Below are 13679 nucleotides of genomic sequence, written 5' to 3'. Positions count from 1 at the left end.
CACTAGCCGCCCCATTACCAATTGCGCAGGTTTTATAATTGCCGTGCCCCCCATGTCCTCCACCGCCACGCCTCCGCGCACGCCTCCCGTCCCGCCGCCGCCGCGCTTCCAGCAGCGCGCCAGGGATTTCTGGGCGAGCGTGAGCGAAGGCCTGGAGCTCAACCAGCTCTGGTCGCAGTTCGTACACGAGGCGCGCACCAGCTACGGGCTCTACTCGCGCGAGCTCAAACGCGACAACGTGGAAGGCATGCGGCGCGGCCAGCGGTTCTGGGCGCTGACCAAGCAACTCTGCTGGGCGGTGCTGATGAAGCTGTCGCCGGCGCGGCGGGTAATCCTGCTGGTGGCGGTCGTGTTGCTGTTGACTCCTGTGTTCGTGGTCCAGGTCAACGACAAGGGAGTGAACGTATTCGGGGGCGGCCCGGCATTCTGGGGCGGCTTGCTGCTGCTTCTGCTGCTGGTGCTGGAAATCGCCGACCGCGTCACCATGAAGCGCGACCTGGAGATCGCGCGCGAAATCCAGCGCTGGCTGGTCCCCGCAACCCCGCCGCAGATCGCGGGCCTGGAGGTGGCGTTCTGGTCGCGTCCAGCCAACACCGTCGCCGGCGATTACTACGACGTTGTCCCGATGCAATTTGATGGCGACGGCCCGAACGTGCTGCTGGTGGTGGCCGATGTGGCCGGCAAGAGCCTGCCTGCGGCGCTGCTGATGGCGACCTTCCAGGCCAGCCTGCGCACCCTGGCGACCACCGCGCGCTCGCTGCTCGACCTGGTGCGCGGCGTGAACCGCTACTCGTGCGCGCACAGCCTCGACGGCCGGCGCTTCACCACCGCCTTCCTGGCGCGCCTGAATCCCGCGACCGGCGAGCTGATCTACACCAACGCCGGCCACAATGCGCCGCTGCTTTGGCGCGCCTCAGGAACGCTGGAGCGCCTCGACGTGGGAGGCATTCCCCTCGGCATTCAGAGTGAATACGCCTACGAATGCGGCAGCAGCATCCTGCGCCACGGTGACATGCTGGTGATTTTTACCGACGGCGTGGTGGAAGCGGTCAACGAGCGCGGCGAAGAATACGATGAAAGCCGTCTCATCCCGCTGGTCGAGCGCTGCTCCGCCAAGGGGGCGCAGGGGTTGGTGGATAGCTTGACGTTCGAGCTGAAACTTTTCGGCGGCCAGGCCAGCCAGCACGACGACATCACCTGCATGGCGGTGAGGATGGTTTAAGTTTGGCAATATCACGCAACGCTCAATCCTTGGTGTACTTGTTCCTCTTCTTCTCCTCGAAGCGCTCGAGGCCAAGCTGAATCAGGCGGTCAATCAGGTCGGGATACGATATACCCGACGCGGCCCACAGCTTGGGGTACATGCTGATCGAGGTGAAGCCGGGCATGGTGTTGATCTCGTTGACGAAGATGCGGTCCGTCTTCGGGTCCATGAGGAAATCCACGCGCGCCAGGCCGGAGCAATCCACGGCGAGGAACGCCTTCACCGCCATCTCCTGCACTTTTTTCTGCTGCGCTCGCGTGAGCTTGGCCGGGATGATGAGCTTGGAGCCTTCGTCGATGTACTTGGCGTTGTAATCGTAGAATTCGGCCGCCGGAACCACCTCGCCGGCGACCGAGGCCTGCGGCTGGTCGTTGCCCAGCACTGAACACTCGATTTCCCGGGCGCGTCCGGATTTTCCGCCCACGCCCTGCTCGACGACGATCTTGCGATCGAACTTGGCCGCTTCGTCCATGGCCGCAGCCAGTTCGCCGCGGTCGTGCACCTTGGAGATTCCCACCGAGCTGCCAAGATTGGCGGGCTTCACGAACACCGGGTATTTCAGCGGCTTCTCGATCTCGCGCCGCACCTTCTTGGGATCGCCCTCCCATTGCGAGCGCAGCACGGTGACGTGCTTCACCATCTCCAAACCCGCCTGGCGGAAGAGGCGCTTCATGACGTCCTTGTCCATGCCGGCGGCGGAGCCGAGCACGCCCGCGCCGACATAGGGAATGTCGGCGAGTTCCAGCAGCCCCTGGATGGTTCCGTCCTCGCCGAAGGTGCCGTGCAGCACGGGAAAAATGACGTCCACGTTGATGGCGCGGTCGCTGGCGCGGCGGTGGGGAAGGTCCATCTCGAACGGCTCCAGATCGTGTCCCGGCACCGGCGGCACCATCACCGACTCGCCTTTGGCCAGCACGGCGGCTCCGGGGGTGAAGTCGGGGTCACCGGCGCGTAAATGCCGCTCCTCTTTGTGCTCGCCGCGCAGCAGGCGCTCGGCGTGATCGGAAGTGAGCCAGCGGCCGTCTTTGGTGATGCCGATGGGCACGACCTCGTACTTGCTCTTGTCGATGGCTTCCACGACCGAGGCCGCCGACAGCAGCGACACCTCGTGCTCGCCGCTGCGCCCGCCGAACAGAACCCCTACGCGAATCTTTTTTGCCATGATGGGAACATAAATCGAGTGCGCTGGGAAGGCAATGGGCGTTTGGGAGTCTACGGTCGACGGTCCACGGTCGACGGGAAAATCGCGCAGGGTCGACCGTCAGCCGTCGACTGTCGACCGATCACGCTTCCACCCAGTTCGTTCTCTCCACAATCGTCGGCGGCTCGTAGGTCTGGCCCCTGGCCAGGCGCTTGTCTTCGCGCTTGGAAGCCCACAACAGCACCGGGCCGAGGAAGGCGCGGGTGCTGCGGGCGGCGAGGCCGAATTCCTTCTCCACTTGCTTGCGCAGCGTGCGGATCTGCTGGCTGACCTGCTGATTGGCGTGTTTCAGCCGCTTTTCCATCGCCCACAGCGAGGCGTTGTAAGCGCTCTTCAACTGCTTCACTTCCCACTCGAAGCGGGCGCGGACGCGCAGGTCGGGGTAGTTCTTGTAGCGCATCCAGCCCTGCAGCATGGTCTGGCAGATGCGGAACACGCTGGGGCCATTGCGCTCGAAATCGCGCCAGAAGGCCCAGTCGAGAAACTTCTTGGAATCGTCGCGCGAGATGGCGGCGTGCCGGAAGTTGAACTTGTACTGCCCGTGGATGTCGGCGAGGTCGACGTCGAGCATGCGGTTTTCGTCGGTCATCTGCTGGAACAGCGGCGTGCCCGGGACGGGGGTGTAGAGCATGAACTGGTGGAAATCGGTCTGGTGGGCGATGGCGTGCTCGACCTCGGCGCGGATGTTCTCCGGGGTGTGGTGCTCCATGCCGACAATGGTCGAGCCCAGCGTCTTGATGCCGTGCCGGCGCAGCTCGCGGGTCAAGGCCAGGGTGTCGGCGCCGTTGAGTTTGGCGTAGCCCGACACTTCCGATTCCAGACCCATCCAAATCCAGGAGACGCCCAGTTGCACCAGCTCCTCCATGGTGTATTTGCGGATCGCGTTGGCGGAGGAGAACACGTAGAGCGCCCAGGGCTTGTTCTCCTGCTTCATGCGAGCCAGCAGTTGCATGGCGCGGGGGCGGTTGAGCAGGAAATTTTCGTCCATGACGAAGAACGAACGGGTGTGCAAGGCGTCCGCGGACTGCCGCATCACCTCGAACAGCTCGTCGCCGGTTTCATAGAAATTGACCGACTTGCCCTTGCCGCCGAAGAACGCCGAAGTGGTGCAGAAGTTGCAGCCCATGGGACAACCGACCGAGGGAATGATGGTGGCGGCAGTGGTTTTCCTGGATTCCGGCACGCGCAAGCCCATGACGCGCAGTTGAAAGGCCGACATGATCGGCGGATGCTTTATGGGCGCGCTGGGATCCTCGCCGAGATAGCGGCGCATCCACGCGATGCCCTCGCCCTTCACGATGTGGTCGGCGTCGAGCATCTTCTCCACGCCCGGAATTCCCGCCACGTGGCCGCCGACAATGATCTTCGAATTCGGCGAGAGCTGGCGGACGATCCGGCACATCTCGCGGGCCTTGCCGATGTTCGGGATGATGGCCGAGATCCCCACGATGTCGTATTGCTCGTCCGTTACCTCGCGCTGGAAATGCTCGAGCGTCGGGAAGTCCAGCACGGTGCACGGCGCGGAGATATTGTGCTGGATCATGGTGATGCCCCAGGAGCGATGGAACATGCGCAGAGAGAAACTGCCCTGGGCGCGCGTCACCTGGTTGTGGTAGAGCTCCATGGGGTTGATGGCGCGGCTGCCGAACTCGTCGTCCTGGGCGTAGGGCCCGAATACGGAGGTAAGCAACACTTTGGCCCGAGAGCCCTTGGGGTGGGTTTCCACTAATACGCTCCTCATCGAATGGGAATTGCCCAACGATAACCGAATGGCGCTCTTTCTACCATATGCGCCGGCGGCGGCAATCCCAAGCACAAAACGCCCGTATCACAATGGTGTGTGACGCATGACCACTCCGGCGGTTTGACGAAACCTTGGCGCCCGGATTTGCGTATCTTGGATTGTGAGCAGGATGCACAGCGGCATTCGTCTGCGCGAGCCGGCTGTGGTCGCGCTACAAACCATGCGCGCCCATAAGCTGCGCTCCTTTCTCATGCTGCTGGGCATCATCCTGTCGGTTTCCACCCTCATCCTGGTGGTCGCGCTGATCGAGGGGACGAACCGCTACATCGCCGACCGCGTCGCCAACATGGGTTCCAACGTCTTCCTGGTCCACCAGTTTCCCATCATCACCAACGCCGCCGATTTCGTGAAGGCGCAGCGCCGCAATCGCAAGATCACCTGGGAAGACTACGAGGCGATGCATGACGGCTTGCAGCTCCCCAACCAGGTGGGAGTCGAGGTAAGGAAGAACGGCAAGGTCAAGAGCGGCACCGACAGCCTCGACGACGTTTCCATCCGCGGTGTCACCGCCAACATCGGGCAGATGGACATCGAGGAGCCGGAGAGCGGGCGCTACATCACCGATGGCGATAACGATCACCGCTCCATGACCGCCTTCATCGGCCGCGAAACCGCCAACCGGCTTTTCCCCAGCCTCGATCCCATCGGCAAGCTGGTCTCCGTGGACGGGCGCGAATACGAAATTGTCGGCGTCGCCAAGGCGATCGGCACCGTGCTCGGCCAGTCCCAGGACAATTTTGTCTATATACCCATTCTGACGTATCTCAAGCACAACGGGCACGACCGCAGCCTGTCGGTCAACATTCAATGCCGGGGCGCGGAATGGATGGAGCAGACGAAGGACGAGACGCGCGCGCTCATGCGGGCGCGCCGCCACCTCGCTCCCGGCAGCGAAGACAACTTCGGCATCATTTCCTCCGATACCATCATGGGCCTGTGGAAGAACCTGACGGCGGTGCTGGCCTCCAGCATGGTGGGGATCGTGAGCGTCTTCCTGGTGATCGGCGGCGTGGTCATCATGAATGTCATGCTGGCCAGCGTCACCGAGCGCACCCGCGAGATCGGCGTGCGCAAGTCCATTGGCGCCCGCCGCCGCGACATCCTCGTGCAGTTCATGGTGGAATCGTCGGTCATGTCCGCCGTGGGCGGCGCCATCGGGGTCACCGTGGCCTGGGCCGGCGCCGTGATCCTGCGCAACACCACCTCGGTTCCCATGGCCGTACCCATCTCCGCCGTCATCATTGCCCTCACCGTCTCCACCGCGGTGGGCCTGTTTTTTGGAATTTATCCGGCCCGCAAGGCCGCCAAGCTGGACCCGATCGAAGCGCTGAGGTTTGAAACGTGAACGAAAAACACAGAGTCACGGAGACACAGAGTCGCCCGAGGATTGGCTCTTCTGAAACCCTCTGCGCCTCTGTGTCTCTGCGTTCAACTTTTTGACGATGAGCGCCGTGAGCCACAAACCGGTCTTCCTGCACCGCCTGGCATTGGGCGAGAACGCGCGCATGGCCTTGTCCACCTTGCGCGCCCACAAAACCCGTTCCATGCTCACCGTGCTCGGCGTCGTCATCGGTGTCACCGCCCTGATCGCCGTCGGTTCCATCGTGGTCGGTCTGGACCGCGATGTGCGTGCGTTCCTCGAGGACTACGGAACCAACACGCTGTTTGTCTTCCGCTGGGACATCGGATTTCACGTCGGCCGCCGCAGCGCGGAGGAACGCATGCGCAAGCCGCTCACGCTGGAGGACGCTCTTGCCATCAAGGAGGAATGCCCGGCGGTCAAGAACACCACCGTCGAAGTCTTCCAGCGCTATGACCGCCGCACCGGCCCGGTGAGCGCGCGCTACAAGGGCAACGAGGTCTTTGAGATCGATCACAACGGCACGCTGCCGTCCTGGACCGAGGTGTACAACGGGCACCTGCTCAAGGGCCGGTTCTTCAATGACGGCGAAGACCTCCACCGCGTGGATGTCGCCGTCATCGGCTACGACCTGCAGGACGGCCTGTTTCCCGGCGAAGACCCCATCGGCAAGGAAATCATCGTCGACGGCGTTTCCTACCGCGTCATCGGCGTGCTGGAGAAACGCAAGGGACAGTTTTTCCGCGACGAGTCCGCCGACAAGACCATCCAAGTCCCGTATCACAGCTACCGCAAGCACCATCCCACGTACGACGAGCACTTCATCGGCGTCGAAGCCTTTCCCGGACAGAAGGCGGCGGCCGAAGACGAAGTGCGCGGCCTGCTGCGCCGCTTCCGCAAGGTTCCTTTCGACAAGCCCGACAACTTCAGCGTCTCTTCCGCCGAGGCCATGGCAGCACAGTTCCGCCAGATCATGGGGGCCATCGGCTTGATCACGGTGGTGGTCAGTTCCATCGGACTTCTGGTGGGCGGGGTCGGGGTCATGAATATCATGTTGATGTCGGTGACCGAGCGCACCCGCGAGATCGGCGTGCGCAAAGCCGTCGGCGCCCGCCGCGGCGACATCATCCGCCAGTTCCTGATCGAGGCCGTCACGCTCACCGGCACGGGCGGCGCGATCGGCGTTTTGATCGGAGTCGGCATCAGCGTGATCATCAATCTGACCATGCCGAAACTTCCCTCCGCCGTTCCGCCTTGGGCGATCGTGCTGGGCGTCGGCTGTTCCATGAGTGTCGGCCTGTTCTTCGGCATCTATCCGGCGTGGAAGGCGGCCAAGCTGGATCCGGTCGAAGCGCTGCGCTACGAGTGAGGAATTCCGCAATTCGAAGTGTTCCGTGGGCGGGAAAGGGTCTAGCGGGCCACTGCGGTCAGGGGGTCGGGTTTGGTTTCGGGCGGAGGCGTGGGCCTCTTCTGCTTGTCTTTTGGCTGCTTGGCGCGTAGTTTCGGCTGCGCATGATGAGCGCCACCGCCTGCCTGGTACCCGCGCGCACGCCCGCGCGCGCCCAAGCTCACGGCCGCGCTCAAGAACAGCACGACGACGAGGAACCGCACCAACACGGCTATAGACTGCTTCCCAAACATGACCGGATTCTAATATGGTCTTATTTTGCGGCGAAAAAGTAAATAGCTGTTTCAGGGGAGAGGGAAGCGGGGTAGCCGGCAGGTGGTGGGTGGTAGCTGGTTAGGCGGATGGGACACAGCCCAACCTGGGCGTGAACATCACGGTGCGATACATTACGCGCGCGCACGAACGCTTTGATATGCGCGCGCGGCTGTACCGGGCAATCGTGGAACTGCTGCACGCCAAGAACGTTCGGCAGGTTGCGGGCGAGATTTCGGACGCGGGGTAAGGCGGCGAATGGAGCTTCTGGAAGAGCTGCGGCAAGCGATCATTGACGGCCTGCCGGACCATGCCGCCCAGGTGGCGCGTCGAGCCGTGGAACAAGGCATCGAGCCCGCGCAGGCGCTCGATCAGGCTTGCGTGCCCGGCATGGATTACGTCGGGCAACGATTCGGATGCCACGAAATGTACCTTCCCGACGTGATGGCGGCGAGCGAAGCGATGAAGGCGGCGGTGGCCGTGCTGGAACCGGAGATGCGGCGCCGTGGCAGCGAGCGCAAGACGCGCGGAACGGTGGTGCTGGGCACGGTGAAAGGGGATATTCACGAAATCGGGAAATCGCTGGTGGCGATCATGCTGTCGGCGGCCGGATTCCAGGTGCACGATCTCGGAGTCAGCGTTGCGACCGAAGCTTTCGCGGCCAAAATCCGCGAAGTGGATGCCGACATCGTGGGCGTTTCCGCCCTGCTGACCACCACCATGACCGTGCAAAGAAATGTGGTGGAGTCGCTCGACCGCGAAGGACTGCGGCCACGGGTGAAGATCATGGTCGGCGGGGCGCCGGTAACACGCCGATGGGCGGACGAGATCGGCGCCGACGGTTACGCCAAGAATGCCTCAGAAGCGGTGACGCTGGCGCGGGATTTCATGGCAGCCAAGCTGGGCGCATGCCGGTGAGACCGAAACTCGAACTGCTGGACCGGGAGTTCGTCGGCCGCATCGCAGACGAAGCGTTTCAGCTGCTGGCCGAGACCGGCATCCGCGTGGAAACGCCTGCGGTCATCGAGATGTTGCGCGGCGCCGGCGCGCAGGTCGAGAACGGGACGGCGCGGATCCCGCGGCCGGTCGCGGAGTCGTTGCTGGCTTCTGCCCCGAAGGAGTTCTTCCTCTACGATCGTGCCGGCCGTCCGGCGGTGCACTACGGCGGCGACGATGTGCACTTCGATCCCGGCTCGTCTTGTCTGAACGTGCTTGACCCGGAGACGCAGCGTCCGCGGCCGGCGGAAGCGGCCGACATGGCTCACCTGGTGCAGGTCACCGAGATGCTGCCGCAGTACGCGGCGCAATCGACCGCGGTGGTCTGCAGCGACGTTGCACGCGACATTGGAGATCTGTACCGGCTGCTGGTGGTCCTGTGGTACTCGGACAAGCCGGTGGTCACGGGTGCGTTCAGCGCCGCGGGTGTGCAGCCGATGCTGGATTTGCTGGCGGCTGACGGCGGGAGCCGCGAGACGCTGCGGAAAAGGCCGCGGGCCGTGTTCGATGTCTGCCCGACTCCGCCGCTGAACTGGTCGGAATTCGGCGCGCAAAATTTGGTGGAGTTGGCGCGGGCAGGCGTGCCGGCGGAAATCGTCTCCATGCCGCTGGCCGGTTTGGCGGCGCCGGTCACGCTGGCGGGCGCGGTGGTGCAACATGCGGCCGAATGCATCAGCGGCATCTGCATTCACCAGCTTGCCTGCCCGGGTGCGCCGATCGTCTGGGGAGGCGCGCCGGCGATTGTTGATATGCGCACCGCGACCACGCCCATGGGCGCCGTGGAAACCGTGATGATTGACATGGCGTGCGCGCAAATCGGCAAACATTTTGGTTTGCCGACGCATGCCTACCTGGTGGCCAGTGATGCCAAGCTGGTGGACGCGCAAGCGGGCATGGAGAGCGCGATGACGGCCACGCTGGGTGCGCTGGCGGGCATCAACATGATTTCCGGCGCGGGCATGCTGGATTTTCTGGCGTGTCACAGCGCGGAGAAGCTGGTGGTGGACGCCGAGGCAATTGGGTCGGTGCAACGCTTGTTGCGGGGCATCGAGGCACGCACCGAAACCTTGGCGCTGGCGATGTTCGCCGCCGCCGGGCCGAAAGGCGAATTCCTGAAGCTGCCGGAAACACGGCGGCTATTTCGCAGCGAGCAGTACCTGCCGTCGGAGGTCATCGACCGGAATCCGCCGGGCGCCGACGAGGAGGGCAAGCCGCGCGATACGTTCTCCCGCGCGCGGCAACGGGTGGCGCAACTGCTGGCGAACTACCGACGGTCCGACGCCGCCCGGGAACGGGAATCGCAGCTCCGTGCCGCGTTTGAGGTGTACGGCCGAAAAGCAGGAATGACGCGGCTGCCCGGAATCGAAGGTTGAGGCGCATACGCGGCGTGACCCCGACGTCGAGGTGGATAATCGCCCCGGCCTCTATCTGCTCCCGGCTGCAGAGAGGGCACAATCTCCACGGCACCCGTTCAGGTTTCTGCATTCATCGGATATCCTGCGCGCTTGTATTCCAGCGAATTGTTGAATTGACCTGGAACAGGCGGTAGTTAACGAAGTTGGCTTCCGAATGCAGCAATTGCCCCGAGCCAAGCCGGGCTTCCAGAAGCTCGTGTGCTGGTACCGTCCCCATTGGAAGCTGTCCATATACCACCGTTAAGCGTATGTGCTCGAAGCCGGAGGCTGGGGGCATCGGCATCTCCAGCGTAACCCGCAGCAAACGAAAGTCGGATAGGGACGCCAGGACCTCTCCGAAGCAGGAGACGCTCCCGTCCCAGAACCGGTCATCGTTGGCTGCGTATACCCGAGGATGGCAAAGGTTCTCGTCGGCGGTCGCTGAAAACTCAAAGCGTTCTACCGGCCGGTCACCCAGTGTTGTTCTTCCCGCATAGCGGATGTGCAACTTGGCGTCCATCAGCGAAACCAGGAGGCCATACCATTCTTGACCCGGGACCACACCAGGGTGGGACGGCAATGGTATCTGATCCGTGACTTCGCCGTTGGGTGAACGGAAGCGCTGCTGGCCGCCCACGACCTGAATCTCATGCTCCCAGATTATTTTCTTTTCCTGCATGGTCAACGATTGCAGGGCCACGAAGTTCTTCATTGAACCGGCCATTGCCTCAACCCTGGAGCGCAGTGCTTCGACCTCTGGCGTCCGGGGAAGCAGGGGAACCTCGCGCGGAGACACTGGCCAGACAAGGCTGGTGGCAGGCGATAACGGCAATTCAGGATTCTGCCCAGTTATATCAAGCTGCATGCGGATGCTCTCGTCGATCTGTATTGGCTCGGGAGACCCTTCTGCCAGTACAGATGGGCGGTACATATCGCCGGGGAACAGGCTGGCCAGTGAAGGCTTCGCTTTACGCACAAAGTCGGCGAGCGACCACATCGGTATGCCGACCACCAGGCGGTGGTCTTTCTCTGCTACCAAGGCGACGGTCGCAACCGCTTGCTGGTCGGCATTGCGTATCAGCCCCCCGCTACTACCCATCTCCAGTGGTTCGTGAAGGGTAAACAGCAGCGTGCCGTCGGAGAACTCGCCCGTGAATTCTCCTGCGACCACCTGGAATCGACCCCGGGGATAACTGACTGCCGCAATCTTTTCCCCAGGCTTTAGCCGGCCTCCAAACACCGGCGTGCTGTGCATGCCTTTCTCCGCCAGCGGGCGGCGCATCTCAAGTATCGCCAGGTCCCTGACCCTGGTCAGCTTGATCTTGCCCGACCAGATATTCAGCGTAGTAGCGTCAACGTCGGCACTGCTGGTAGCAGAAGTCTTTCTGGCGATGCCCACGCCTTTGACTCTGGTTCGCTGCCTGAGGCCGGCGGCTACATGATGATTGGTTACCAGTACGCTGCAGTCAGGGGATAAACACCAGGCTGAACCACTCGTCTTCTCCAGTGCAATCCCGGCAGGGGCTGCGAAACGCAGCCGCAGACCGTCGATCTTGGCAACACTGCGATCGGAAGCCGCTGCCAGGCAACTGAGAAGAATAGTTGCTAAGGAGAAAAGGAGCCGGTTATTCATAGCTTCCTCTGTATCCGTGGTACTAGAGGAAAGGAGTCCGATGCGGATGGCGATGCTGCGCAGGCTTTCGGCGGCTTCGGCGCGCACGACCGTTCCGCGGGACCCGCGATACCTTTGTGGGATGGCTGTAGCCGCCGCCGCAAAGGCGCTTTCTCAAAATCCGCCTAATGATTTTTTCGGCCCATGATTGAGCCAACTGTCGGGGGGAGGTTCAGTCTGGGTTCGTTCGGCCGACCAAAGGAAGAGTAGTTATCGAAAATCCATTACGCTGAGCGCCACGGATTCTGCTCTTGCGGTAACAAGCTGTCAAGATGCACGATTTTGCATAGTTGCAGAAAGTTGCACATATGACGAAGTTGAAGTTCGGTGGGCTTGCCGCGGCAGACATCGACCGTGGGTGGTTTGGCAAGCAGTTCTGCTCAGAAACGGCTGCCAGAGCCGCGGGCGTCACTTTCCCATCGCCGCGAGCCGTTGCCGAAGCGGCTGAAATCCTTGCGGGTCGATCGCAGCGCCGCGCTGGATCGCGGTGGCAGCTTCCTGTACGCGTCCCGCGCGCAGCAGGACTTCCGCCAACGCCTGGAGCTCACGGCTCGGCACGGTGGATCGCTCAACCGCCCGCTTCAAGTCCTCGATTGCTCCTGCCGTGTCTCCTTGCTGCGCGAGGAACAAGCCGCGCCAGTAATAGCCATTCGGCTCATCAGGAGCGACACGAACCGCTTCGTCGTAGTGCCGCCGCGCTCCCGCCAGGTCAGCGCGCGCGGCAAGGTCAATCGCCAAGTTGACATGCGCCAGATTCCACAGGGGCGACAGGCGAACGGCCTCGCGGAATCGTCGTTCGGCGCTCTCGTATTCGCCGCGTGACATCAGCTCAATGCCATAATTCATCTGGGCGCGAGCGGATTCAGGGTTCTTCGCCACGGTGTCAGCCCACAACGTGATCTCATCCACCCAAACCTGGTTGCGGGCATGGGTGAGACCTGCCAGCGGCACCATGAACAGAAACACCACAACGGCGAACGCCCACGGCTTAACAGAGAGCTGGCGCAGGAGCACGAAAAGGCCCAGCGCCGCCATCAGGAAAATTCCAGCCAAGGGCAGGTAGGGGCGATGTTCGTTCACCATTTCAGCCAAGGGAATGAAGCTCGAGTGCGGCGAGAGGTGCACGAAAAAAGCCAGCCCGAGGAAAGTAATTGCCGGCGCGCGCCGCGCAGCATAGAGCAACAGCGCCAGCACGCAGATCCAACCGCTGACGGCATATAGAACCCGGGCATCCAGCAGGGAAGTCGACAGGGGATAGGAACCATAATCAGCGACCATCCAAACCGGGGCGAAAAACTCGCCGATGTAATACCACCACGCGCGGAACTGGGTCAGCAGATACATGGTCGGAGTACTCACTCCTCCGTCGCCCCAGAGATTAAAGCGAGGCAAGCCGAAGAAACGGATGCCGAAGTAGACCAGCGAAACCGCCAGCAAGGGGACGAAACGCGCCCAACCAGACGACGTTGGTAGTAACGCGGGCAAGGACCAGCCGCCGTTTCCCTCCGCTTTGCGGTTCTGGTATCGGCGCTGTTGCCGCGACATTTTTTCCGCTTGCCGGCAGAACAGGAGTTCCGCCAGATACAGCACGCCGAGCAGGCTGATGGCCTCTACCTTTGTGAACAGTGCCAAGCCGTACAGCAAAGCCGGAGGCAGGACACCTTGGAACGAGGAGCCGCCGCGCAATGCCCGCAAGTAGAGCACGGTCGCCGGCAGTGCAAAAGCGGCGACCAGCAGGCTTGAGCGTGCCCACATGTAATTGGCGATGCCGGTGGTGATGGGGTGCACCGCAAACAGCAAGCTGGCGGCGCAGGCGACAACATCGCCTTCCGGTTCGCTGAGCCACGCCAGCGGCAGGATCCGTGTGCGGCCAAAAAGAATGCGCCCCAGGGCGAACACATTGACGGTAACCCACGCGTGCAGCAGCAGGTTCAGCAGGTGCCAGGACCAGGGTTTGTATTTCGAGATCGCATAATTCAACGCGTAGGTCGCTTGCAGGACCGGCCGGTAATCGGCGTTCGCACTATGTATGGTCAACGTGAACGGATCGACAAAATAACGCGGAATATTGTGCAGGCTCCGGATCCACGGGTTGAGAATCAGGCCGTACTGATCATCCAGGTGAAAGCCGTTATTCACGCTGTTGTAGTAAGCGGCGGTGATGGCAAGTACAACCGCAAGCCCGACAACCACGAGGTTGAGCCGCGGCAATCCAGACGGCAAACTGGTACCCGATGTGCCTTGTCGGAGTGTCTCGCTTTGTTGTCCGATCGCAACTGGCATCGCCGGTTTCCCACAAAAGGAGTGTTCTTTCAGAAGATACCTACC

10 protein-coding genes are annotated in these 13679 nt (G+C 62.4%); 5 read left to right on the top strand and 5 right to left on the bottom strand.

All coding sequences use genetic code 11. The annotated features are described in order from the left end of the window. Nucleotides 1-52: 52 nt before the first annotated feature. Complete coding sequence (locus LAN70_11885; GenBank protein ID MBZ5511853.1) at nt 53-1222, top strand: PP2C family protein-serine/threonine phosphatase; 1170 nt, start codon at nt 53-55, stop codon at nt 1220-1222. A gap of 22 nt (nt 1223-1244) precedes the next feature. Here the strand turns inward: LAN70_11885 and LAN70_11880 are convergent, their stop codons facing one another. Together LAN70_11880 and LAN70_11875 are read right to left on the bottom strand one after the other, a co-directional pair. Then, nucleotides 1245-2426, bottom strand: coding sequence for a D-alanine--D-alanine ligase (locus LAN70_11880; GenBank protein ID MBZ5511852.1), 1182 nt, complete (start codon nt 2424-2426; stop codon nt 1245-1247). 121 nt (nt 2427-2547) lie between these two features. Next, on the bottom strand, nt 2548-4191 hold the full coding sequence (locus tag LAN70_11875; GenBank protein ID MBZ5511851.1) for a cobalamin-dependent protein: 1644 nt from the start codon (nt 4189-4191) through the stop codon (nt 2548-2550). 187 nt (nt 4192-4378) lie between these two features. On the opposite strand from LAN70_11875, the gene LAN70_11870 reads away from it, so the two are divergent. After that, nucleotides 4379-5614 (top strand): ABC transporter permease, encoded by a 1236-nt coding sequence (locus tag LAN70_11870; GenBank protein ID MBZ5511850.1) that lies wholly within the window; start codon nt 4379-4381, stop codon nt 5612-5614. 97 nt (nt 5615-5711) lie between these two features. Further along, nucleotides 5712-6998 (top strand): ABC transporter permease, encoded by a 1287-nt coding sequence (locus LAN70_11865; protein ID MBZ5511849.1) that lies wholly within the window; start codon nt 5712-5714, stop codon nt 6996-6998. Between the two features lie 41 nt (nt 6999-7039). On the opposite strand, the gene LAN70_11860 is transcribed toward LAN70_11865, so the two are convergent. Beyond that, a complete protein-coding gene (locus tag LAN70_11860; GenBank protein MBZ5511848.1) occupies nt 7040-7270 on the bottom strand; it encodes a hypothetical protein in 231 nt (76 codons plus the stop codon). A gap of 286 nt (nt 7271-7556) precedes the next feature. On the opposite strand from LAN70_11860, the gene LAN70_11855 reads away from it, so the two are divergent. Together LAN70_11855 and LAN70_11850 are read left to right on the top strand one after the other, a co-directional pair. Further along, a complete protein-coding gene (locus LAN70_11855) occupies nt 7557-8207 on the top strand; it encodes a corrinoid protein (GenBank protein MBZ5511847.1) in 651 nt (216 codons plus the stop codon). Further along, a complete protein-coding gene (locus tag LAN70_11850) occupies nt 8198-9658 on the top strand; it encodes a trimethylamine methyltransferase family protein (GenBank protein ID MBZ5511846.1) in 1461 nt (486 codons plus the stop codon). The genes LAN70_11855 and LAN70_11850 overlap by 10 nt, the downstream gene beginning before the upstream one ends. A gap of 112 nt (nt 9659-9770) precedes the next feature. Here LAN70_11850 and LAN70_11845 read toward each other — a convergent pair whose 3' ends face one another. Both LAN70_11845 and LAN70_11840 read right to left on the bottom strand, forming a co-directional pair. Further along, on the bottom strand, nt 9771-11399 hold the full coding sequence (locus LAN70_11845) for a serine protease (protein MBZ5511845.1): 1629 nt from the start codon (nt 11397-11399) through the stop codon (nt 9771-9773). 360 nt (nt 11400-11759) lie between these two features. Then, nucleotides 11760-13634, bottom strand: coding sequence for a tetratricopeptide repeat protein (locus LAN70_11840; protein MBZ5511844.1), 1875 nt, complete (start codon nt 13632-13634; stop codon nt 11760-11762). Nucleotides 13635-13679 lie beyond the last annotated feature (45 nt).

The sequence above is a fragment of the Terriglobia bacterium genome, from assembly GCA_020072845.1.
Classification (GTDB): Bacteria; Acidobacteriota; Terriglobia; order Terriglobales; family Acidobacteriaceae; genus JAIQGF01.
The sequence above is the reverse complement of the archived record's forward strand: the minus strand, read 5'-3'. Positions and strand labels throughout refer to the sequence as shown.

What these genes read in the sequence shown, in the direction of transcription:
- LAN70_11885 (MBZ5511853.1), top strand. Translation starts at nt 53, where the DNA reads ATGTCCTCCACCGCCACGCCTCCGCGCACGCCTCCCGTCCCGCCGCCG.
- LAN70_11850 (MBZ5511846.1), top strand. Translation starts at nt 8,198, where the DNA reads ATGCCGGTGAGACCGAAACTCGAACTGCTGGACCGGGAGTTCGTCGGC.
- LAN70_11865 (MBZ5511849.1), top strand. Translation starts at nt 5,712, where the DNA reads ATGAGCGCCGTGAGCCACAAACCGGTCTTCCTGCACCGCCTGGCATTG.
- LAN70_11860 (MBZ5511848.1), bottom strand. Translation starts at nt 7,270, where the DNA reads ATGTTTGGGAAGCAGTCTATAGCCGTGTTGGTGCGGTTCCTCGTCGTC.
- LAN70_11870 (MBZ5511850.1), top strand. Translation starts at nt 4,379, where the DNA reads ATGCACAGCGGCATTCGTCTGCGCGAGCCGGCTGTGGTCGCGCTACAA.
- LAN70_11840 (MBZ5511844.1), bottom strand. Translation starts at nt 13,634, where the DNA reads ATGCCAGTTGCGATCGGACAACAAAGCGAGACACTCCGACAAGGCACA.
- LAN70_11880 (MBZ5511852.1), bottom strand. Translation starts at nt 2,426, where the DNA reads ATGGCAAAAAAGATTCGCGTAGGGGTTCTGTTCGGCGGGCGCAGCGGC.